Genomic DNA, 23,178 nt, shown 5'->3' with positions numbered 1-23,178 from the left:
TAACGAGAATCAATGAGCGTTTGCGGTGTTTAGCTTGTGGTGTCGATTACTTTTGAGTTGCTGCTTTCATTGCTGAGACAAATTCACCAAGCTTATCGAGCATGATTTGCGGTTGCTCTACGTGTGCTTCGATGATTTTTACGACTGCTGAACCCGAAATTGCACCTGCAGCACCCGCTTCAATGGCTTGTTTTACTTGTGCTGGTTCAGAAATGCCGAAACCAAGTAACGCTGGTGGTGCATCAAACTGGTTTAGCTTTTCAAGCATATGGTCAACTGGCATGTTAGCTTTGGTTTCTGCACCCGTCACACCCGCGCGCGAAAGCAGGTAAGTGTAGCCGCCGCCTAATTCAGAAACTTGTTTTAGCGTCTCGTCACTTGCCGTTGGGGGTGCGATAAAGATTGGGTGGATTCCAAATTTCTCTACCGCGGCTACGAACTCTGCGCTTTCGTTAGTCGGAACGTCTGCAATGAGAACGGAATCGATGCCCGCTTTTGCACAGCGCTCGTAGAAGCTCTCAATACCGCGTGAGTATACAAGGTTGGCGTACATTAATAGACCAATTGGCAGGTCTGGGTACTTTGCTCGAATTTTTCCGATTTGCTCAAAACAGATATCCGGAGTTGCACCCGAATCTAACGCTCGAATGTTGGCACCTTGAATTGTTGGGCCGTCCGCCAATGGGTCTGAGAACGGAATACCAAGTTCAAGCGCATCAGCGCCAGATTCAACCAGTGTTTCCATAATCTTGTACGATTGCTCGGCGTTTGGATCACAAACCGTCACGAATGGTACAAATGCGCCTTGGTTTTTCTCGTTTAGGCGTGCAAACATCTTCTCATAACGGCTCATTAGATTACTCCTTTTTCTTCTAAGATGGCGTGTACGGTGAAGATGTCTTTGTCACCACGACCAGATAGGTTAACAACCAGTAATTGCTCTTTTTCAGGATTCTCACGAGCCATGCGCAGTGCATGTGCCAGAGCATGAGAAGATTCAAGTGCAGGAATGATGCCTTCGCTGCGAGCTAGTTCTTGGAATGCTTCTAATGCTTCATCATCCGTTACGTTGTCGTATTCAGCGCGACCGATAGCGTTAAGGTGTGCGTGCTGTGGACCAACAGAAGGGAAGTCTAGACCGGCTGAAACAGAGTAAGACTCTTCAACCTGACCATTCTCATCTTGCATTAATGGTGCCTTCATACCAAAGAAGATACCTGTTTTACCATGCTTAAGTGGCGCACCGTGTTGATCTGTATCGATGCCTTTACCTGCTGGTTCCACGCCAATCAGGCGAACGCTTTCTTCTTCGATAAAATCTGCAAACATACCAATCGCGTTTGAGCCGCCACCCACACAGGCGATAACAGCGTCAGGTAGGCGACCTTCACGTGCCAGAATTTGGTTTTTAGTTTCTTCACCAATCATGCGTTGGAACTCACGCACAATAGTCGGGAATGGGTGAGGGCCTGCTGCTGTACCGAGAAGGTAGTGTGCGTCTTCGTAGCTGCCTGACCAATCACGCAGTGCTTCATTACAAGCATCTTTAAGTGTTGCAGAGCCTGAATGGACAGGAATTACTTCTGCACCCATCAGTTTCATGCGGAACACGTTCGGGCTTTGACGTTCAACGTCTTTTGCACCCATGTAAACTCGACACTTAAGGCCAAGTAGTGCACACGCAAGTGCAGTTGCTACACCGTGTTGACCTGCGCCTGTTTCTGCGATGATTTCGTGTTTACCCATACGCTTCGCAAGTAGCGCCTGACCAAGTACTTGGTTGGTTTTGTGTGCGCCGCCGTGAAGCAGATCTTCACGTTTTAGGTACAATTTTGTTTTTGTGCCTTTGGTTAGGTTACGAGTCAGAGTCAGTGCCGTTGGGCGACCAGCGTACTCTTGAAGGAGCGTCATGAACTCGCTGCGGAATTCTGGATCTTCTTGCGCGTCAATAAACGCTTGCTCTAGTTGCTCAAGTGCTGGAACTAGAATTTGCGGAACGTATTGACCGCCATATTCGCCAAAGTAGGCATTCAGTTTTGCCATTTTGATAATCCTTCTCGTATTTTTATAACTGCGAATAACTTTAGTAGTTGCGAATAGCGTGAAATGCGGCTTGCAACTTCTGTGAATCTTTTTTCCCCGGTGCGCTTTCTACTCCAGAGTTTAAATCTAATCCCAAGCAGCCTAATTTTGCTGCTTGCTGTGCATTTTCAGGCGACAGTCCACCTGCCAGCATGATTTGACTTGGATCGCCGATCAAAGACCAGTCGAACACGTGGCCTGTGCCGCCAGTTTGAGTACCAACTTGAGCATCCAGTAGGTGACGGTCAATGTTGTCTGCGAGCAAGGATGGCTTTGTATCCGCCACGCCGTAGGCTTTCCAAATCTCGACGCCAACGGGTAGTTCTTTTTTGAGCTGGTTGACGTACTCTTGATCTTCTAGCCCATGTAACTGCACGGCTTTTAAACCCAACGACGTTACGATTGAGGCGACATAATCAACGTCGTGATTTTGGAACACGCCAACATAATTAAGTGGCGCGCCGCTCATGGTTAGGCGAGCACTTTCAAAATCGACCGCTCGTTTTGATTTCTCAACGAAAATCAGACCACCAAATACTGCGCCTGCTTGATACGCTTTTGCCGCATCATCTGGGTGAGTCAGACCGCAAACCTTATTTTCACCTAGCGTTACTTTACGAACCGCAAGTTCTAAGTTGTCTTCCGCCATCAGCGAGCTGCCAATCAAAAAGCCGTCTGCATATTCTGCTAAGTCACGAACTTGTTGATGAGTGTAAATGCCAGACTCTGAAATAACCGTTGCGTTTGGTGCAAGCTTACGAATGGTTGGCGCAAGCTCTTTAGTTCGGTTTAAATCCGTTGTTAAGTCGCGCAAGTTGCGGTTGTTTATACCGATAACTTTAGCGCCAAGCTGAACTGCGCGGTGAAGCTCTTCTTCGTTGCTGACTTCCGTTAAAATGCCCATGTTTAGGCTGTGCGCAGCTTCTTCTAACGCTTTGTACTCTTCGTCATTCAGTACCGAAAGCATGAGCAATACCGCATCCGCGCCATAATGACGAGCAAGGTAAACTTGGTAGGTATCGACCATGAAGTCCTTACACAACACTGGCTGTTTCACTTGTCGGCGAACTTGAGGTAGAAAATCGAAGCTACCCTGGAAGTATTTTTCATCGGTCAGAACCGAGATCGCGTCTGCGTAGTTGTTGTAAACCGACGCGATGTAGTCCAAATCGAAGTCGTTGCGGATAAGGCCTTTTGATGGCGATGCCTTTTTGCATTCTGTAATGAATACGGTTTTATCGCCACTCAATGCATCATAAAAACTGCGATCCGACGGCAATAGATTCGATTGAAAAGTGCTCAGATGCTGTGATGCTTTTCGCTCTGCTACCCATTGGTATTTATCGCGAACAATTTTGGCAAGCACTTCCGCCATTTCTGCTTCTTTTTTTGAGACGTGCTCTGATAAGTTGTTTGCTTGCTGGGTGTTGAAGTCAGTCATCTTCATCTGCTCCTTAAGCGTGTGCGGCAAGTTGCTGTACCAATTGGTAAGCTTTGCCTGAGTTCATAGCCTCGATCGCTTGCTGCGTGTTGGCTTTTAAATCTTCGAGGCCGAATAAACGCATTAGAAGTGCGACGTTAACCGCGACTGCGCCTAGTTGTGCGTCTGTACCTTTACCCGTCAGAATGTTGGTGATTATTGCTTTGTTTTCTTCCGGGTCACCGCCTTTAATGGCTTCTAGCGGGTGAGACTCTAGACCAAAATCTTCTGGCGATAGCGTGTATTCGATGATCTTGCCATCTCTGATTTCGGCAACCGTTGTTGTACCGTGAATGGCCACTTCATCCAATCCGCTACCATGTACGACAGCGGCGCGCTTCATACCCATTTGTAGCATGGTTTCTGCGATAGGACGAACCAGTTCTTCACTGTAGACGCCCATTAATTCGATGTTTGGACGTGCAGGGTTAATCAACGGGCCAAGAATGTTGAAAATGGTGCGCGTTTTCATGGTTTGGCGCACAGGCATCGCGTGACGAACGCCTCCGTGATATTGAGGCGCGAACAAGAAGGCAACGCCAATGTCGTCAACCGCTTTGCGGGTGTCTTCAGCACTCATTGCTAGGTTGATGCCAAACGAGTCCAGTAAGTCAGAAGAGCCGGATTTACTTGATACGCTGCGGTTGCCGTGTTTCGCGACTTTTAGGCCACATGCTGCTGCAACAAAGGCGGCCGTCGTCGAAATATTGATAGTATTGTGACCATCGCCCCCTGTTCCTACGATGTCTGCAAAGTCGTAATTAGGGCGAGGGAACGGGTTCGCATTCGCCAGTAGGGCTTTTGCTGCACCGGCAATTTCATCAGGCGTTTCGCCTTTGATCTTTAATGCTGTTAATGCCGATGCCATTAAAATTGGATCAAGCTCGCCGCGAATAATAATGTCGAATAGCTGTTGGCTTTCTTCTTGAGTCAGTGATTGCTGTTCGTACAGTTTGTTGATGATTGCTTCCATAGTTTCTCTCCCCATTTCCTTATGCGTTATTTTTCTCAAGCGCCCATTCAATCGCGTTGCCCAACAAGGTTGCGCCGTAAGTCGTCATTATTGACTCTGGGTGGAACTGAAATCCGCAAACTTTATCTTGTTCGTGCACAACAGACATGACCAAATTGTCGACTTCGGCAGTGATGGTCAGGCTGTCTGGTACCTTTGTCGCCACTAAAGAATGGTAACGCGCAATTGCAAGTGGCGATGGCAAATTTTGATAAATTGCGTGGTCTTGGTGCTCCATCATCGACACTTTGCCGTGGATGATTTCACCAGCGCCAGCGACAGTACCGCCGTATGCTTCAACAATCGCTTGGTGACCAAGACAAATACCAATCATTGGCACTTTGCCTTTCATTCGTTGAATCAGCTCTGGCATCGAACCAGCTTCTGATGGCGCACCTGGCCCCGGTGACAGCAGAACGACGGGGTTTTCGAGCTCGTTTATTGCTTGTTCGATGGTTTCTGCCGGAATGTGGTTACGATAAATTTTGACTGAATGACCTAATGAGCGGAATTGGTCCACAAGGTTATAGGTGAACGAGTCAAAGTTATCGATGAATACGATGTTCGCCATGTCTGCTACTCCTTGTTCGCAGGTTGAGAATGCGCTGCTTGAATAGCAGAGATAACCGCTTGAGCTTTTCCGCGTGTTTCATCGGCTTCCGCTTGAGGGTCAGAATCGAATACCACGCCTGCACCTGCTTGTACTTGAGCAATGCCGTTTTCCACGTAAGCCGAGCGAATCACGATACAAGTGTCGAGCGTGCCTTCTCCTGTCAGGTAGCCTACCGCTCCGCCATAGCTGCCACGACGAGCACCTTCGACATCGCGAATCAGTTGCATTGCACGAATTTTTGGCGCTCCAGTTAACGTGCCCATGTTCATACAAGCTTGGTAAGCGTGCAAAGCATCAAGGTCATCGCGCAACTGGCCAACCACGCGGGACACCAAGTGCATAACATGGCTATAGCGGTCGACTTTAAGGAGATCGGCAACATGACGAGTACCAGCTTGCGAGATGCGCGCTACATCATTACGAGCTAGGTCTACCAACATCATATGTTCAGCGTTCTCTTTTTTGTCGCTACGCAGTTCAAGTTCAATACGGCTATCTAAATCAAAATCGATTTCGCCATTTGGACGTTTACCGCGACGGCGAGTCCCTGCAATTGGGTAGATCTCTATTTGGTTGGTGTCGGTTTCATACTTCAACGCACTTTCTGGAGACGCACCAAACAAAGTGAACAGCTCATCTTGCATGTAGAACATGTAAGGGCTTGGGTTGCTTTGTTTTAGCTCTTTGTAAGCTGCCAACGGAGAAGGGCAAGGCAATGTGAATCGACGAGAAGGAACCACTTGGAAAATATCGCCTTTTACCACGAATTCTTTTAGATCACGGACGATTTGACAGAAGTCTGGATCCGAAACGCTTGGTTGAGCTGTGATATTGGCCACTTGCGTTGCGTCTGGAAGGCGTTTTGGCGATGTGCATTGAGCTCGGATATCTTCGATTCGACTTTCTAGCGCTGCTTTTTGCGAGCCGTCAACGAACAATGTTGCTTGCAGTTGGCAGGATTCTGTTTGGTGATCTACAACCAGCAATGTTTCCGCGACATAGAAGACGTAATCCGGACACTGGTTTGTTGCTACCGCGTCTCCTAATGGTTCGAAGTTCGCCACAAAGTCATACGCAAATAGGCCACCAAGGAAAATGGCATGTTTGTCTTGCGAAGAAAGATCAAAACTGTGCTGTACCAAACGAAGCGCATCAAAAGAAGAGGCTTCTCGTAGACGAGAATCTTCATCAATCGTATCGCATGGTTGGATGAATTCCAAAGTCAGTGTTTCGCCGTCAAATTGGCTTGCGACTTCGCCACGTACGTTTTGATTCACATGCGTCAGTAGGTTTTTGCCGTTCTCCGTTAGAGCATGAAAGCTGACGGTATGTCCATAACAAACGATGCGAACCGCAGAATCGACGATTAACAGCGATTTGAGATTCTGTTTAGAATCAATTTCAGCCGATTCTAAAAGCAAGCTATCCGTTTTATTCTCACAAATAGTATGGAACAGACGGGTTGGGTCTTGAGTGTAAGGAACAGAAGCTTTTAATACTTCCAGTTGTCCAAGTTTCTTAATTTCAATGGCCTTGTTCACAAGACCTCCTTGTAGCTGTTTTAATCGTCCTGCAGTACATAGTCGCATAAAGCAAACGTTCTCCCAATCAAGAGTTGGTCATATCCGATTAATGTTTAGGCAGTTGAATGTGAGTTGGGCGACAAAATAAAAAGCCCGCTTGAGTAGCGGGCTTTATGACGTTTGTTTTTCTAAACTAGAAGTACACGTTAGCCCACCAAGAACTTGTCCAAGTGCGCCACCAAGCAAGATCTGCTGAGTTTGTCTTATTAAGACAAACAGCAACTTTCGCTTTTTGGTTCTGGTTAAATTCTTGTAACATAGTGAGCCTTAAATTACGTGCTTTGTATTTGTGTACTAGTTAACTAGTGCGAGAGTAAAAAGTCAACCCCAAAACAGCATTAAAACGACAAAAATATGAGAATTGATTTACATAGTCACACCACGGCGTCCGATGGTCGATTAGAACCGAAAGATTTAGTGGATAGGGCACTGGGTTTTGATATCGAGGTTTTGGCGATTACAGATCACGACACGGTTGACGGTTTAGCGCGTGCCAAACAATACGTTGAAGAGAACGACTTGCCGATAAAAATCATTAACGGTATTGAAATATCAACCGTTTGGCAGAATAAAGATATCCATATCGTTGGTTTGAATATTGATCCTGAAAATCCTGCATTAGCGGCATTGATTGAGCAACAAAAGCAACATCGTGTGGCTCGTTCTGAGCTGATCGCTTCTCGTCTGCAAAAGGCCACTCGTGAAGGGGTGTTAGAAGAAGTTCAGCAACTGGCTGGTGACGCGCCGATTACCCGAGCTCACTTTGCTAAGTGGTTAGTTGATAATGGTTATGCGAAAACCATGCAAATGGTGTTCAAAAAGTATCTCACTCGCAATAACCCAGGTTATGTACCGCCAAATTGGTGTTCAATGAAAGAGGCGGTCGATGCTATCCATGCCGCTGGTGGTAAAGCGGTATTGGCGCATCCGGGCAGATATCAGTTGACAGCAAAGTGGATTAAGCGTCTTCTAGCTGCGTTTGTTGAGGCTAACGGAGATGCAATGGAAGTTGCTCAACCGCAGCAAGCACAACAAGAAAGACGCAACTTGGCTGATTATGCTATACAATACAAACTATTAGCCTCTCAAGGCAGCGATTTTCACTATCCATCTCCTTGGATGGAATTAGGCAGAAACCTGTGGTTACCTGCAGGTGTTGAACCCGTTTGGAAAGATTGGGGCATCGATCCTTCGTTGGATGTATCCAAGTAACGTCAAGACGTTAGTTTCAGCGAGAATGACTTGGGTATAGTGCTCAACAAGACGGCATTCAAGCTCCACAAAAATATAGAGCCGAGAGGCTCGATAATGAGGAATTACAATGAGCCAGTTTTTTTACGTTCATCCAGAAAACCCACAGGCTCGCTTGATCAATCAAGCAGTAGCAATCATTCGTAATGGCGGTGTCGTGGTTTACCCGACAGATTCAGGGTATGCACTTGGTTGCCAATTGGAGAACAAACAAGCGCTAGAGCGCATTTGTCAGATTCGTCGCTTAGATGATAAGCACAACTTCACGTTGTTGTGTCGCGATTTGTCAGAAATTTCTCTGTATGCGCGCGTGGACAACGGAGCATTCCGACTACTGAAAAACAACACTCCTGGTCCTTACACGTTCATCTTCAAAGGTACGAAGGAAGTTCCTCGTCGCTTGATGAATGCGAAACGTAAGACTATCGGTATTCGTGTGCCAAATAACCAAATCGCATTGGATCTTCTCGAAGCACTGGGTGAGCCATTGATGTCAACGTCATTGATTCTACCTGGTAGCGATGTGACAGAGTCTGATCCGGAAGATATCCGCGACAAACTTGAACATGCAGTTGATGTGATCCTGAATGGTGGTTACTTAGGTGAGCAACCTACTACAGTGATTGACTTCAGCGAAGGTGAGCCAGAAGTGGTGCGAATTGGTTCTGGCGATCCATCACCATTCGAATAAGTTGAAATATCAACATAAACAAAAGGAGGCTATCAGCCTCCTTTTTCATTATTTATACTTGAGCAGTGTTTACGCCGAGTAAAGATGGCTTATGCGAATTCGAAAATGTCGATACCGTGGTGTTCAGCATAGTTTATGTAAGCTGAATTAACGCCATTTAGCGTGACTTCTACGTTGTATTCTTCGTTAGAGAATACTGCCCAACCACATTCGTTGTAGCTAAGGGTCAGATCATCCGCCGAATCTAAGAAAGTATCGCGAATGCCATCACCATCTGTATCTTTACCCAAATCAAAGACCAGTTTGTCGTGGAAGATATTAAAGTCGAGAACATCGGCTTCTATCTCAATGTCATTGGAGGATACCGGTTGATCAGGAACGCCAATCGCCAGACGGTTGGTAAAGACAAATGTGTCGTCACCACAGCCCCCGCTCAACACTGACTCGCCATCGCCGATCACAAGCGTATCGTTACCCCAGCCCCCACTGAGGAAGTTGTTGCCTGAATAGTCGAAAATAACATCATCACCGCATCCACCGAACAATGAATCATTACCTAGACCACCTGAGATGAAGTCATTCCCAAAACCGCCAGAAATAAAATCGTTGCCACGACCGCCTAGCAGAGTGTCGTCTCCCCAGCCGCCAAAAATATAATCATTGCCGCCGTAGCCTACAAACTTATCGTTACCGCCAAATCCGAAAAAGATGTCGGTGGTTTCAGATCCTTTTGTTCCTGTTAAATCGTCATCTCCGGATGTGCCAAAAATCCAGTTTAGGTCAAGATTTGTCTTAGACATTTTTTATTCCTTTTATCTGATTACCATAGCCAGCAAGCTAAATGGGTTATTGTTGTTATAACCCTGACAATTTTATCAGCTGAGACCGTTTGAAAGAGGATAGGAACGACCCATAATAGTTCGATTCTGCATGGGAATATCTCATACTTAGTAGGACAAAAGTTGGGCCGAGAGTTTGTCTTGAACGGTAAATTGTGGGCGGAGAATTGGCAGGATTTCACTTACATTAAATGCAAGAATCGCGTATAATGACCGACCGAAAAAATCCCATCTACATGGGTAACTTGCACAATGAAGGCCAATTCTGGTCTCGACGTCTGTGAAGACGACACATAGGTAGATAAATGAGCGAAAAGTTACAAAAAGTATTAGCACGTGCTGGACACGGTTCTCGTCGTGAGATCGAATCGTTAATTAAATCCGGACGCGTAAGCGTGAACGGTGTGGTCGCTAAACTTGGTGAAAGACTGGAAGATGAGAGCAGTGTAGTTCGTATCGATGGTCACATTGTATCTGCAAAGGTTCAAGAAGAAGTGATCTGTCGTGTACTTGCGTACTACAAGCCTGAGGGTGAGCTGTGTACTCGTCATGACCCAGAAGGCCGTCGCACGGTTTTCGACCGTCTGCCAAAAATTCGTGGCTCTCGTTGGATCTCTGTTGGTCGTTTGGATGCAAACACGTCTGGTCTGCTACTTTTCACTACTGATGGTGAATTAGCAAACCGTCTAATGCACCCAAGTCGCCAAGTTGAGCGTGAATACCTAGTGCGTGTGTTTGGTGAAGTAACCGAACAAAAAGTTCGTAATCTAGTAAAAGGGGTTGAACTGGAAGACGGTTTAGCTCGCTTTGAAGACGTTGTCTACGCAGGTGGTGAAGGTATGAACCACACTTTCTACGTAGTGATCAACGAAGGTCGTAACCGTGAAGTTCGTCGTCTATGGGAATCTCAAGAGTGTACCGTTAGCCGTCTGAAACGTGTTCGTTACGGTGATATCTTCCTAGACAAAAAACTGCCTCGTGGCGGTTGGATGGAACTGGATCTGAAAGAAGTAAACTACCTGCGTGAGCTTGTAGAACTTCGCCCAGAGAAAGAAACCATGCTAGATTTGAGCAAGGATAATACGTCACGTAAGCGTGAACGTGCTCGCAGCCAAAAAATCCGCCGCGCGGTTAAGCGCCATGAAGAACGTGTAAGCACGTCTAAAGGTCGCAGCAACAATCCTGCTCGTCGTAAGCCAAAGAAAAATGCTGGCGAACAAGGTGCACGCAATAAGCATCGTTAATCGAGAGCGAAAAACGAAAATCAGAAAGGCTTGCCAATTGGCAGGCCTTTTTCTTTTATACGCAAAAAGGCCAGTTTTCTATCTTCGGTGATGTTTGAAGATAAAAAAACACCAGCACTAGGCTGGTGTTTTTATTCATAAGAGAAGGAGCGTTAGTCGCGCTTCCAAAGCATATGGCAGAACTTATGTTCTGGGTCTCGGCTGATTAGCATACGAGCGAATACGTCATCAAGTACGTCATTTTCTTCGTTTACTAGGCCGATTCTAACTTCTGCATACACTTCTTTGTCGACCTCAAAGCCCACATGTTCAACCCAGTCTTCACCAGTTTCAACAAGTTCTGCGGCACCGCGATCTTCAAATTGAGCAGTAAACAGAATGACATCAGCTGGCTCTAGATTGTCTGGAGCCATTTCAAGGAAGATGTCGTACGCTGCGTCGATAACGTCGTCGTAAGAAATCAAATCAGACATGCTTATGCTCGGCTCATGTATTTACGTTCAGCAGTGTTGATAACTACACGGTCACCAGTTGCGATGTATTCTGGAACTTGAACCACTAGACCTGAAGCAAAACGCGCAGGTTTAGTACGAGCAGAAGCTGAAGCGCCTTTGATTGAAGGGTCAGTTTCTTCGATGACTAGTTCAACAGAAGAAGGCAGTTCAAGACCTACAGCAGAACCGTCCACAAGGATAATGTGAATACCTTGCGTGTCTTCGTTGATGAACAACATGTCGTCTTCAACTTCATTGTGTTTGAATGTGTACTGTGAGTAGTCTTCGTTATCCATAAAGATATGCTCATCGCCGTCAGCGTATGAGTACACAACTGCACGTTTGTTCATCTCAACTGTTTCTACAACGTCATCAGACTTGTAACGCTCATCTACGCGTGCGCCAGTTGTTAGATCTGTACAACGCATTTTGTAGATTTTAGCGCCGCCACGACCGCCAGGAGTCGTTACTTCGATGTCTTTAACTAGAAGAGTTTTACCATTAGACTCGATTGCGAAGCCTTTTTTGATTTCACTTGCCTTTGGCATTGTATATTCCTATTCATACTTATTAAGCAAAACTCGCTGATTATAGCGCTAAGTTTGTTGTGTGGCACCAAAATTCATCGTGATTGTTGAATCAAGATTAAACGTTTGATTAGGCTTGATTCCGAATAGGGGCTAGGGGATCATAAGCCAATCTTACTGACAAACTTTGAGCGCGCTTTTTAATCCATGTCTCTTCCAGTTATCGATCCTAAACAACCTTTTCAACCAGAGTTTGCTCCTTTAATCAAAGAAGTGTTGATGTGCCTAACAGGCGGTCTAGGGCAAAATCTTCACAGCGTTTATGTGTACGGAAGTGTTGCGCGAAAAACGGCAATAGCAGGAAAGTCCAACCTGGATTTAGTTGTGGTGACAAAGTCGACGTTTGAGAACAACCGAGCGACGCTGCTCAATACTATAAAGTGGCGAGCTCAGCAAGATCACCCGCAAGTCAAGGGAGTGGCGATAAGAACGGCACTTGTTAGCGAAGTTGCCAATCTTGATAGCATTTTTACTTGGGGCTTTATGCTCAAGCACTGCTGTGTTTGTGTGCATGGCGATGACTTGGCTGATTGTTTTGGCGACTATGTGCCGAGTTGGGAAATTGCTAAGCACTGGAATATGGATGTTGAAGAATGGCTAGCGGTGTATCGAGCTAAGATTGTCCAGGCGACAAGCCTTGAGGAGCAAGTTCGTGCGCAGGTAGTCATCGCTAAAAAGTTATTAAGAGCTTCTTACTCTTTGGTGATGTATCGCGATAAGCGCTGGTTTGATGATCCAATAGAATGTGGTGAAGTGTTTTTGCAATATCATCCCGAGAAAAAACTGGAGATTGACCGCCTCTGCATATTGTTATCTGGAAGGCCAATTCCCAAGCGTTCGGTCATTGGCCTAATTGATGCTTTCGGTGGCTGGCTCGTGAAGCAGTACCAAAAGACTGAGTTTCGTATTGGTTAGAACAGTCCCATCTGTGGTGCTGAGAGGGTTTCAAAGTCTGTGCCGATAAATGGCAGAATCGCATCTGCAACAGGCTTTAGCTGTTTGTCGATGTAGTGCTGGTAGTCGATAGGACTGTTACGGTATTCATGAGGCTCAGGGCCATTTAGGGTAATCAAATACTCTATGCGCCCACGATTTTGATACTGTAAAGGTCGGCCAAGCTTGGCATTAATGTCGTCGGCTAAACGCGCTGCACGCACTTGAGGTGGAATGTTTTTTTGGTACTCATGCAGCTTTCGGCGTAGTCGCTTTTGATAAACCAATTGGTCATCAAACTCCCCATTATTGGTTTTTTCTACTACTTCACGCACATAGTCACTCGGGTCTTCGCCGTGAAATACCATTCGATAGAGCGTGTTTTGGAATTTTTGCGCTAATGGCGTCCAGTCGGTACGCGCACTTTCTAGCCCTTTGAATACAATGCGCTCTTGTTCTCCCTCACCAATTAAACCCGCATAACGTTTTTTCGAGCCCGTTTCCGAGCCACGAATAGTTGGCATCAGAAACTTGCGGTAGTGAGTTTCATATTCAATTTCAAGCATTGAAGTGAGGTTGTACTCAGCGCGAAGATGCTCTTGCCACCAAGAGTTTATGTATTCAACCAAGTGATTGCCGACTTCATCCGCTTCCGCTTGGCTGTATGAACCATTCAAAGAGACAAATGTTGAGTCTGTATCTCCATAAATCACTTGATAGCCTTTGTTTTCAATCAGCACTTTAGTTTGCTTCATGATTTCATGCCCGCGCATGGTGATGCTGGAAGCTAATCGAGTATCAAAGAAACGACATCCCGATGAGCCCAATACGCCATAAAACGAGTTCATGATGATTTTGATTGCTTGAGAAAAAGCTTTCTCGTTGTTTTTCTTCGCAACATCTCGTGCCGCCCAAAGCTTTTCGATCATCTCTGGCAAAAAGTGTTTCGAACGATGAAACTGACCACCACGAAAACCAGGTACGGCTTGATCGTCATCCTTACCAATGTCCAGTAATAAACCCTCGACCAAACCCATAGGGTCGATTAAGAAAGAGCGAATAATAGAGGGATATAGACTCTTAAAATCCAGCACTAAAACTGAGTCATAAAGGTTAGGGATTGAGTCCATTACGTAACCGCCGGGACTCGCAATCCAGTTTTCAGGGTGCAAATTGGGTGCGACGTAACCTGCTCGATGAATTTGTGGCAAATAAAGATTGGTGAACGCCGCGACTGAGCCTCCGACGCGATCCAACTCAACCCCCGTCAACCTCGACCGTTCAATAGCAAACGCGAGGAGATGAGTGTGTTCGAAGATTTTGTTTACCAGCACGCAGTCTTGCAGGTTGTATTTGGCAAGTGAAGGCTTATCGGAGCGATACATGCGATTGATTTCGTCCATACGGTCATGCACGTTATGGATCTCTTTGCCTTCACCGAGTAATTCTTGTGAAACCGATTCTAATGACCAAGACCGAAAGTGATAAGTCGCGGTTTTTAGTGTATCGATGCCATCGAGTACTACACGTCCGGGAATTGAGATAAACCCCTGTTGGCTTTGGGATGAGCTACGAAAGAAGCTTGGCTGATCGGCGCGACCCAACATCAACTTCATGTTGTGCCATTCCGCACGTTTATGAAGGAGACGAAAATCGAAGTCGATAACGTTCCAACCAACAATAACATCAGGATCGAACGACTTAAACCAAGCAATCAATGCTTCGAGTAGTGCTTTTTCATTTTGAACCCATTGAATATTTGTTTCAGCTGGTTCTGGTTCTCCAATCATAATGACTCGAGAGTCATGAGGGCTATCCAAACCGATGGAGTAAAGATTGCCTTTTTCTGAACACTCCAAGTCTAGCGAAACGACATGCAACTTAGGCTCATAGTCACCACTTCGACACTTTGCATTCTGGATACGATGAAAGCCATTTCGCGATTGCTGATGACCTGTAAACTCCACACTCCCTTTAATAAAGCGCTCCATTAGATAGCGGTCAGCGAGTCGTATATCGCCTTCGTAAGTCACGATATCTTGCTGTGAGAGCAGATCTTGTAATACGAGTGCTTCTTTGGTTACTTTCGTATAGCAAGCTGCGAGAGGGGTATGCTCGAACGTTTTCAGTTCAAGAGTTCGAATTTCTACTTGAATACTTTTCGATAACGCCAGGTTTTGGGTTTGTTCAATGTGTTCTTGAGCGATGAAGAACACGGGTTTCTCACCATTGATCAATAGTTGAGTCGGACCTGCTTCTGTCGCGAGCCACAACTCTATCTGAGTTTGGCCTTTGATGTCTCGTGCTTGGCGAGTAAGTAGGAAACCTTGTTGGATGTTCAAAAGAGAGAAACCTTATAAATTTTTCAAGTCGCCATTCTAACATTATGGACTGTAAAAATAACCAGTAATAGAAAATGGAATTAGATACTTCAACATAGTTACTTCGGGCTTGTTTAATCGGAGGTTTTTAGCAATTACAAATGGCTTAAAAAAGGATTTCTAGTCAACGATTTCTGTATGTTAAACCACCAGATCTGCCAGTTGTTTTCTCGTTTGCAAGTTAAGTGATTCTAATATATCGAGGTTATATGGATATAGATACTTGATTTGTTGGGGGTAATGTTGTTAATTAGTTTTTCCTAGATTTCGGCTCTGCACATCACGCTCTGAAATAATAGAGTGGTTTATGAATAAGTTCTTGCTAAAGTTTGCGTTTCAGCACATATTCATAGAAAGCAATTTTTTGCCAAATACGTTAGTATATAGGCAGTCATACTGATATCCACATTTAGTAAAGTTATGTGGGTGCAGAGCCAATAAAAAGTGTGGAGATACAAGTTTGATTAATGTTTTCCTTGTAGATGATCACGAGCTGGTTCGCACAGGGATACGACGTATTATTGAAGACGTCCGTGGAATGAACGTAGCAGGAGAAGCTGACAGCGGTGAAGATGCAGTGAAATGGTGTCGCAGTAATCATGCTGACGTCGTTTTAATGGACATGAACATGCCTGGGATTGGCGGCTTGGAAGCCACCAAGAAAATTCTTCGCGTGAATCCAGATGTGAAAATCATCGTACTAACCGTTCATACGGAAAATCCGTTTCCAACCAAAGTGATGCAGGCTGGTGCTTCTGGTTATTTAACCAAAGGTGCAGGGCCGGATGAAATGGTAAATGCAATTCGTGTGGTCAATAGTGGGCAGCGTTACATCTCCCCAGAGATAGCGCAGCAAATGGCATTGAGCCAGTTCTCACCAGCCTCTGAAAACCCATTTAAAGATTTGTCCGAACGTGAACTGCAAATCATGCTTATGATCACGAAAGGTCAGAAAGTAACGGATATTTCTGAGCAACTTAACTTAAGTCCAAAGACAGTCAACAGCTACCGCTATCGACTGTTTAGCAAGCTGGACATTAATGGTGACGTCGAGTTAACACACTTAGCGATTCGCCACGGAATGCTGGACACCGAGACCCTTTAGTGTGAATCCTCCTTTCGATTCGGCTTCCTTTCTCAAGACAGTAACTCATCAGCCCGGCGTGTACCGCATGTACAACGCCGATGCTGTTGTTATTTACGTCGGTAAAGCCAAAGATCTTCAAAAACGCCTTTCTAGTTACTTTCGCAAAAAAGTCGACAGTGAAAAAACACGCGCTTTGGTGAGCAATATTGCCAAAATAGATGTCACGGTGACGCATACCGAGACAGAAGCGCTGATTCTTGAACACAATTACATCAAGCAGTATTTACCGAAATACAACGTGCTTCTGCGTGATGATAAATCGTACCCTTATATATTCATTAGCGGTCATAAACATCCGAGATTGTCGATGCACCGTGGGGCCAAGAAGCGTAAAGGCGAGTATTTTGGTCCTTACCCTGACTCAGGGGCGGTACGAGAAACGCTGCACTTGCTGCAAAAAATATTTCCTGTTAGACAGTGTGAAGATACGGTTTACTCCAATCGAACGCGCCCTTGCTTGATGTATCAAATTGGTCGCTGCGCTGGCCCGTGTGTTAGCTCGATTATCTCAGATGAAGAGTATGCTGAGCTGGTGGGTTTTGTTCGTCTATTTCTGCAAGGTAAAGATCAGCAAGTACTGAAGCAGTTGATAGAGAAAATGGAGGTTGCTAGTCAGCAACTTCGGTTTGAAGACGCGGCAAAGTTTCGTGATCAGATACAAGCGATAAGACGAGTCCAAGAACAGCAATATGTATCGGAAGACAGCATGGACGATATGGATGTGCTGGGTTTTGCGCAAGAGAACGGCATTGCTTGCATCCACATATTGATGATTCGTCAGGGTAAAGTGTTAGGCAGTCGCAGTCATTTCCCTAAGATTCCTCAAAACACGAGCCAACAAGAGGTATTCGATAGCTTTTTGACTCAGTACTACCTGAGCCACAATGAGGCGCGAACAATCCCATCTCGAATAATACTGAACCAAGAGTTGGCCGACGATCTCGAACCCATTCAAAAAGCACTGAGTGAAGTCGCAGGACGTAAGGTTCATTTTCATACTTCTCCGACTGGTGCGAGAGGGAGATATCTTAAGCTGTCTAATACCAATGCACTTACTGCCATCACGACAAAAATCAACCATAAGATGACGATCAACCAACGTTTCAAAGCACTTCGCGAGACGCTGGGAATGGAGTCTATTATGAGGATGGAGTGTTTTGATATTTCCCATACGATGGGCGAGAGCACTATCGCATCATGTGTGGTCTTCAACAACGAAGGTCCTGTAAAGCAAGAATACCGACGCTATAACATTACTGGAATCACGGGTGGCGATGATTATGCAGCGATGGGGCAGGCGTTAGAGCGGCGCTACTCAAAGCAGTTGGACGTAGAAAAAATCCCTGACATCATCTTTATTGATGGTGGTAAAGGTCAGTTAAATCGTGCGCATGAAATCATCGCCCAGTATTGGGGAGATTGGCCTAAGCGACCAATCATGATTGGTATTGCCAAAGGTGTAACACGTAAACCTGGCCTTGAAACCTTAATTACGGTTGATGGCGAAGAGTTCAACTTACCAAGTGATGCTCCAGCCTTACACTTGATTCAACATATTCGCGATGAGAGTCATAATCATGCGATTGCGGGTCACAGAGCGAAACGTGGTAAAACTCGACGTACAAGCTCGTTGGAGGGGATTGAAGGTGTTGGGCCAAAACGACGCCAAGCTTTATTGAAATACATGGGTGGATTGCAGGAACTTAAGCGTGCAAGTGTTGAAGAAATCGCCAAAGTACCGGGAATTAGTCACTCTTTAGCAGAAATTATTTTCCAAGCATTGAAACAATAAGGAAAATCCAGCAACATAAACACGCAATGTGTAAGAGAATAATAAAATGCGTTTGAATATCCCGAACATTCTGTCCCTTCTTAGACTGTTCTTAATCCCTGTATTCGTGGTTGTCTTCTATCTGCCTTATTCTTGGGCTCCCTTTGCGGCAGCAATGGTGTTCTGGGTTGCAGGTTTTACCGACTGGTTAGATGGCATGCTAGCTCGTAAACTTGGCCAAACTTCAAGGTTTGGTGCGTTTATCGATCCAGTCGCTGATAAAGTACTGGTTGCGACAGCGTTGATTTTGATTACAGAGCACTACCACACCATTTGGGTAACTATCCCTGCTGTAACCATGATTGCGCGAGAGATTATCATCTCTGCATTGCGTGAATGGATGGCTGAAATCGGTAAACGCGCAAGTGTCGCTGTATCCTGGGTTGGTAAAGTAAAAACAGTTTCTCAGATGTTTGCATTATGGGTTCTGATTTGGCGCTATGACGAATGGATGGTTTGGCTAGGCTTTGCCGCTCTGTACGTCGCTACATTCCTAACATATTGGTCGATGGTTCAGTATCTTGCAGCAGCAAAAGATGATTTGCTGAACGAAGAACATCACTAAACGAGATTAAGAAAGCAGGTCGCTATGCCTGCTTTTTTTGTGCGTTTCGAATGACTTTCTAAAAATAGAAATGTGATCTTAATCTTGTTTTTTGTTCAGTCGGTGTTTGTTAGATTTGTAATTGTCCAATTATCTCTACTTGAAATGTCGAGAACCTACCCTAGCAGCGGGTGCTGAGTAGCCATAAACTCAAGATAAACAAGTGTAATTGGTCATGTTTTCGTATCAAAACTAATCAATCCACAGTCTTTCGCACAAAATCTGGTCAAACGATTTAAAAAAATAAAAATAGTGTTGACTCGATCGCTCGAATCCGTAGAATGCATCCCGTACCCGAGAGAGCACGGCTTGAAAGGGTGGTGAAAAAAGCGATGCTTACTTCACAAATGAGGCGCCTTGGCAGAGTGGCTATGCAGCGGATTGCAAATCCGTGGACCTCGGTTCGACTCCGGGAGGCGCCTCCATTATTATTTTGAGAGTGAATTACTTTCGAGAATAAATGCGACACTAGCTCAGTTGGTAGAGCGCAACCTTGCCAAGGTTGAGGTCACGAGTTCGAACCTCGTGTGTCGCTCCAAATTATAGATATGGCGTTATGCGGTATCAGATGGTGTTTTACTTTTCTGTAAAGGCATCACAAAGAATATTTGTGTGCCCTGGTGGTGGAATTGGTAGACACAAGGGATTTAAAATCCCTCGACGTTCGCGTTGTGCCGGTTCAAGTCCGGCCCGGGGCACCATCTTAAATCTGCGACACTAGCTCAGTTGGTAGAGCGCAACCTTGCCAAGGTTGAGGTCACGAGTTCGAACCTCGTGTGTCGCTCCAGATTGATAAGCCCAGCTTTTTAGCTGGGCTTTTTCGTATTCGTTGTTTCTCAACAACTTCAACAAATAAGTCCAACTCTCGCCAAACAAATAAATGCAAATTCTAGGCTATCTGGGAAACCAATTCTTTTAAATGCACATCCACACTATTCAACCAGTACTATTGATGACTTCGTTAGATGCATATCGACAGAACAAGATAAATTCACCTCTATCAGGTAAGTTATTGAGATCAGAATAAGAATGGTTTTGTTGTGATCGCTGTCAACTTATGAATTGTGAAAAGTCGTTGCCAGAAGATTTTATTTTGTGATAAATTCGCGCGCAATCTCGGAGCGTAATTTATGACGCTAGTTCTCTGGGGGATACGCGTAGTGACCATTCAAGCTGATTGTGACACTACGTAGGGTAGGTATCGGTAAAGCCATTTGTCGATAGACGGGATACTAATGCTGTAAATGCAGCATGTTAATGGGAAACCCAACATTGAAACCTTTGAATAAACACACACTAATCAGCTTCATACTGCCGAAATGTCCTGTTTTACAAAACGGTTGCATTACGGAACCTTGATTAATTCCCAGCACAAATAAAAGTCACCGATGTTGTGACTGACTATCTGTATTTGTCTTTTACGTAGCGACAAATGCGGAGGTTTACCTATATCTCCTGTAATTAAATTCAAACGAAAATAAATACAGGTTCGAGAATTATTACAATTCAAGGGATTAAGTAGTATGAGCACTGCCTTTGAAGTCGATAACACTATCGCAAACATTTTTTCTTCTCAGGTTCCTTTTGTTGAGGGAACGTATGACTTAACGCCGGATCAAGTTCTATTAGAACAGGCGGAGCATGAATCTGAGGTTCGTTCTTATCCACGTCGTCTACCGATTGCGATAAAGCAAGCATATGGCTGTTTGGTAGAAGATACTCGTGGTCAAGTCTTCCTAGATTGTCTAGCTGGTGCTGGTACTTTAGCGTTGGGTTACAACCATCCTGAAATTAACCAAGCGTTAAAAGAGCAGTTAGACTCTGGTCTGCCTTATCAAACTCTTGATATTGCCACTTCTGCTAAAACTCACTTTATTAAGTCTGTTAAGTCTTTTCTTCCTCAAGAGCTGGGCGATAACTGTGTTATTCAGTTCTGTGGACCATCGGGTGCTGATGCGGTTGAAGCTGCGATCAAGCTAGCGAAACAAACGACAGGTCGTAATACCATGTTTGCTTTCCGTGGTGCATACCACGGTATGACAAACGGTACGATGGGCATGATGGGTAATTTAGGAACAAAAGCGCGTCGTACTGGCTTAATGTCAGATGTGCACTTTATGCCTTTCCCATACAACCTACGCTGTCCATTTGGTCTTGGCGGTGACGAAGGTGCGAAAGCAAGTATTCGTTATGTCGAGCGTTTATTGAACGATGATGAAGCGGGTATCATGAAGCCTGCTGCGATCATCGTAGAGCCAGTTCAAGGTGAGGGCGGTGTAATTCCTGCTCCAGCATTCTGGTTGCGCGAACTACGTCGTATTTGTGATGAGCACGGTATCCTACTGATTTTTGATGAAATTCAGTGTGGTGTGGGTAAATCTGGTTACAACTTCGCTTTCGAAGAAGCGGGTATCGTGCCTGATGTATTGTGTCTTTCTAAAGCGATTGGCGGCGGCTTGCCAATGTCACTGCTTGTGATCAATAAGCAACACGATACGTGGAAGCCAGGCGAGCACACGGGCACATTCCGTGGTAACCAACTTGCAATGGTTTCAGGTGCTAAAGCGCTTGAAATTATCCAACGTGACAACCTTGTTGAGCATGCGAACGTTGCGGGCCAATACCTACGTTTTGGTCTCGAAAGCATCCAAAAACGTGTTAACTGTATTGCTGAAGTTCGTGGCAAAGGCTTGATGCTAGGCGTTGAAATCAAGAATCCTAACGGCGAGCTTAACAAGTTTGGTGAACCTCTTGCGGACGGTCAGTTGACCCTAGCGATTCAACGTGCTGCGCTTGAGCGTGGTTTGATGGTTGAGAAAGGCGGCCGCGAAGGTTCTGTTATTCGCTTCCTTCCACCACTTATCATTTCATTCGAACAGATTGACTTCGCATTACGTGTGCTTGAAGAAGCGATCATCGCCGCAGGCGGTAGCCACGTTGAAGCTGCACCACAAGAAGAGTGGAAAAAGCACTTCATCCATACCGGTGAACTAGGCAGTGCTGAGTTTGCATCAGTAATGAATCACACAACTTCTGCAATGAAGTCAGTGTTTGAACAAGTTAACGCACCATACTCAGGTATGGATCCTAAAGCGTTAGAAGATGCGATCAACGCGGTTGACCTAGACAACAAAAATGCGCCACTTAAATCCGTAATCGATGATGCGGCAGAGCTGGTGGCTAAGAACGCTATCTTCACTCAACACCCTGATTGTATCGCGCATTTGCATACGCCTCCTTTAATGCCGGCTGTTGCAGCAGAGGCGATGATTGCAGCACTGAACCAATCAATGGATTCATGGGACCAAGCATCTTCTGCAACTTACGTTGAGCAAAAAGTGGTCAACTGGCTGTGCGGCAAGTACGACTTAGGCGAAAAAGCCGATGGTATTTTCACTAGCGGTGGCACTCAAAGTAACCAAATGGGTTTGATGCTGGCACGTGATTGGATCGCAGATAAGCTCAGTGGCCACTCAATCCAGAAGTTAGGTCTGCCTGACTACGCTGACAAACTTCGCATCGTATGTTCTAAGAAATCACACTTCACAGTTCAAAAGTCTGCATCTTGGATGGGGCTTGGTGAGAAAGCGGTGATGACTGTGGATGCAAACGCTGATGGCACCATGGATATCACGAAGCTAGATGAAGTGATTGCGCAAGCGAAAGCTGAAGGGTTAATTCCATTTGCGATTGTTGGTACTGCGGGTACGACGGATCACGGTGCAATTGATGACCTAGACTTCATCGCCGACATGGCAGTCAAGCACGACATGTGGATGCATGTGGATGGTGCTTACGGTGGTGCGCTGATCCTTAGCAGTCATAAGTCTCGCCTGAAAGGCGTTGAGCGCGCTCACTCTATCAGTGTCGATTTCCACAAATTGTTCTACCAAACAATCAGCTGTGGCGCACTTTTGGTGAACGACAAGTCGAACTTTAAGTTCTTGCTTCATCACGCAGATTACTTGAATCGTGAGCACGATGAGCTACCAAACTTGGTCGATAAATCCATCGCGACAACCAAACGTTTCGATGCATTGAAAGTCTTTATGACCATGCAAAACGTGGGTCCGAAGGCACTGGGTGACATGTACGATCATCTACTCGCTCAAACGCTTGAAGTGGCTGACATGATCCGTACAAACGATCAGTTTGAACTACTAGCTGAGCCTTCACTGTCGACGGTATTGTTCCGTGCAACACACGAAACAGCAGATCTTGATGAACTGAACAAAGCGCTACGTTTAGAAGCGTTGACTCGCGGTATCGCGGTATTGGGTGAAACCATTGTCGACGGTAAAACCGCGCTTAAATTTACGATTTTGAACCCGTGTCTAACGACTTCGGACTTTGAATCTTTGCTCTCTAAAATCAATATGCTAGCAGTTGAGCTAGTTTAACAAAGG

19 protein-coding genes, 4 tRNA genes and 1 other annotated feature are annotated in these 23,178 nt (G+C 45.4%); of the genes, 12 read left to right on the top strand and 11 right to left on the bottom strand.

The annotated features are described in order from the left end of the window. Window positions 1–46: 46 nt before the first annotated feature. From trpA to trpL2, 7 genes are all read right to left on the bottom strand, one after another. Window positions 47–853 (bottom strand): tryptophan synthase subunit alpha, encoded by an 807-nt coding sequence (gene trpA, locus DYB02_RS11705; RefSeq protein ID WP_029804410.1) that lies wholly within the window; start codon window positions 851–853, stop codon window positions 47–49. Then, window positions 853–2,043 carry a tryptophan synthase subunit beta gene (gene trpB / locus DYB02_RS11700; protein WP_005465096.1) on the bottom strand — a complete coding sequence of 397 codons (1,191 nt, stop codon included), beginning with the start codon at window positions 2,041–2,043 and terminating at the stop codon, window positions 853–855. Before trpB ends, trpA begins: the two co-directional genes overlap by 1 nt. Before the next feature lie 40 nt (window positions 2,044–2,083). After that, window positions 2,084–3,523: a bifunctional indole-3-glycerol-phosphate synthase TrpC/phosphoribosylanthranilate isomerase TrpF gene (gene trpCF / locus DYB02_RS11695; RefSeq protein ID WP_029804411.1), complete on the bottom strand. Its 1,440-nt coding sequence runs from the start codon at window positions 3,521–3,523 to the stop codon at window positions 2,084–2,086. Window positions 3,524–3,536: 13 nt separating this feature from the next. Next, entirely contained in the window at window positions 3,537–4,535 is a 999-nt protein-coding gene (gene trpD, locus DYB02_RS11690; RefSeq protein ID WP_029804412.1) for an anthranilate phosphoribosyltransferase, read from the bottom strand. Window positions 4,536–4,554: 19 nt separating this feature from the next. Continuing rightward, window positions 4,555–5,145 carry an aminodeoxychorismate/anthranilate synthase component II gene (locus DYB02_RS11685; RefSeq protein ID WP_005465090.1) on the bottom strand — a complete coding sequence of 197 codons (591 nt, stop codon included), beginning with the start codon at window positions 5,143–5,145 and terminating at the stop codon, window positions 4,555–4,557. 5 nt (window positions 5,146–5,150) lie between these two features. Continuing rightward, on the bottom strand, window positions 5,151–6,728 hold the full coding sequence (locus DYB02_RS11680; RefSeq protein WP_029804413.1) for an anthranilate synthase component 1: 1,578 nt from the start codon (window positions 6,726–6,728) through the stop codon (window positions 5,151–5,153). A 125-nt stretch (window positions 6,729–6,853) separates the two neighbouring features. Then, window positions 6,854–6,957, bottom strand: a sequence feature (Trp leader region). Then, on the bottom strand, window positions 6,904–7,029 hold the full coding sequence (gene trpL2, locus DYB02_RS11675) for a tryptophan operon leader peptide (RefSeq protein WP_005465085.1): 126 nt from the start codon (window positions 7,027–7,029) through the stop codon (window positions 6,904–6,906). (Overlaps the previous feature by 54 nt.) A gap of 95 nt (window positions 7,030–7,124) precedes the next feature. On the opposite strand from trpL2, the gene rnm reads away from it, so the two are divergent. Further along, complete coding sequence (gene rnm / locus DYB02_RS11670; protein ID WP_005465084.1) at window positions 7,125–7,982, top strand: RNase RNM; 858 nt, start codon at window positions 7,125–7,127, stop codon at window positions 7,980–7,982. A gap of 109 nt (window positions 7,983–8,091) precedes the next feature. After that, a complete protein-coding gene (locus DYB02_RS11665) occupies window positions 8,092–8,712 on the top strand; it encodes an L-threonylcarbamoyladenylate synthase (RefSeq protein ID WP_005465083.1) in 621 nt (206 codons plus the stop codon). Between the two features lie 89 nt (window positions 8,713–8,801). On the opposite strand, the gene DYB02_RS11660 is transcribed toward DYB02_RS11665, so the two are convergent. Next, window positions 8,802–9,512: a calcium-binding protein gene (locus tag DYB02_RS11660; protein WP_023585313.1), complete on the bottom strand. Its 711-nt coding sequence runs from the start codon at window positions 9,510–9,512 to the stop codon at window positions 8,802–8,804. Between the two features lie 344 nt (window positions 9,513–9,856). Here DYB02_RS11660 and rluB point away from each other — a divergent pair, with 344 nt between their 5' ends. Beyond that, window positions 9,857–10,795: a 23S rRNA pseudouridine(2605) synthase RluB gene (gene rluB / locus DYB02_RS11655; protein WP_005465081.1), complete on the top strand. Its 939-nt coding sequence runs from the start codon at window positions 9,857–9,859 to the stop codon at window positions 10,793–10,795. 152 nt (window positions 10,796–10,947) lie between these two features. Here rluB and DYB02_RS11645 read toward each other — a convergent pair whose 3' ends face one another. Then, window positions 10,948–11,268 carry an HI1450 family dsDNA-mimic protein gene (locus tag DYB02_RS11645; protein ID WP_005465080.1) on the bottom strand — a complete coding sequence of 107 codons (321 nt, stop codon included), beginning with the start codon at window positions 11,266–11,268 and terminating at the stop codon, window positions 10,948–10,950. A 2-nt stretch (window positions 11,269–11,270) separates the two neighbouring features. Continuing rightward, entirely contained in the window at window positions 11,271–11,837 is a 567-nt protein-coding gene (gene efpL / locus DYB02_RS11640; protein ID WP_005465079.1) for an elongation factor P-like protein EfpL, read from the bottom strand. A gap of 186 nt (window positions 11,838–12,023) precedes the next feature. Between efpL and DYB02_RS11635 the strand changes: the two genes are divergently transcribed. Continuing rightward, a complete protein-coding gene (locus tag DYB02_RS11635) occupies window positions 12,024–12,791 on the top strand; it encodes a nucleotidyltransferase domain-containing protein (RefSeq protein WP_017448417.1) in 768 nt (255 codons plus the stop codon). Here DYB02_RS11635 and DYB02_RS11630 read toward each other — a convergent pair. Continuing rightward, entirely contained in the window at window positions 12,788–15,151 is a 2,364-nt protein-coding gene (locus DYB02_RS11630; protein ID WP_029804414.1) for a DNA polymerase II, read from the bottom strand. The genes DYB02_RS11635 and DYB02_RS11630 overlap by 4 nt on opposite strands. A gap of 499 nt (window positions 15,152–15,650) precedes the next feature. Here DYB02_RS11630 and uvrY point away from each other — a divergent pair, with 499 nt between their 5' ends. The 8 genes from uvrY to DYB02_RS11590 all read left to right on the top strand — a co-directional run bounded on the left by uvrY (window position 15,651) and on the right by DYB02_RS11590 (window position 23,172). Next, complete coding sequence (uvrY, locus tag DYB02_RS11625; RefSeq protein ID WP_005386783.1) at window positions 15,651–16,295, top strand: UvrY/SirA/GacA family response regulator transcription factor; 645 nt, start codon at window positions 15,651–15,653, stop codon at window positions 16,293–16,295. A 1-nt stretch (window position 16,296) separates the two neighbouring features. After that, complete coding sequence (gene uvrC, locus DYB02_RS11620) at window positions 16,297–18,129, top strand: excinuclease ABC subunit UvrC (protein ID WP_077345793.1); 1,833 nt, start codon at window positions 16,297–16,299, stop codon at window positions 18,127–18,129. 46 nt (window positions 18,130–18,175) lie between these two features. After that, the gene (pgsA, locus tag DYB02_RS11615; RefSeq protein ID WP_005494716.1) at window positions 18,176–18,733 is read left to right on the top strand and encodes a CDP-diacylglycerol--glycerol-3-phosphate 3-phosphatidyltransferase; all 558 of its coding nucleotides are present in this window, start codon (window positions 18,176–18,178) and stop codon (window positions 18,731–18,733) included. A gap of 390 nt (window positions 18,734–19,123) precedes the next feature. After that, window positions 19,124–19,197, top strand: a tRNA-Cys gene (locus DYB02_RS11610). A 37-nt stretch (window positions 19,198–19,234) separates the two neighbouring features. Beyond that, window positions 19,235–19,310, top strand: a tRNA-Gly gene (locus DYB02_RS11605). 76 nt (window positions 19,311–19,386) lie between these two features. Next, window positions 19,387–19,473, top strand: a tRNA-Leu gene (locus DYB02_RS11600). Between the two features lie 10 nt (window positions 19,474–19,483). After that, window positions 19,484–19,559 (top strand) — tRNA-Gly (locus DYB02_RS11595). A gap of 736 nt (window positions 19,560–20,295) precedes the next feature. Further along, a complete protein-coding gene (locus DYB02_RS11590; RefSeq protein ID WP_029806141.1) occupies window positions 20,296–23,172 on the top strand; it encodes a pyridoxal phosphate-dependent class III aminotransferase in 2,877 nt (958 codons plus the stop codon). Window positions 23,173–23,178: the final 6 nt, after the last annotated feature.

Origin of the sequence: Vibrio parahaemolyticus (assembly GCF_900460535.1) — a bacterium.
Classification (GTDB): domain Bacteria; phylum Pseudomonadota; class Gammaproteobacteria; order Enterobacterales; family Vibrionaceae; genus Vibrio; species Vibrio parahaemolyticus.
The sequence above is the reverse complement of the archived record's forward strand: the minus strand, read 5'-3'. Positions and strand labels throughout refer to the sequence as shown.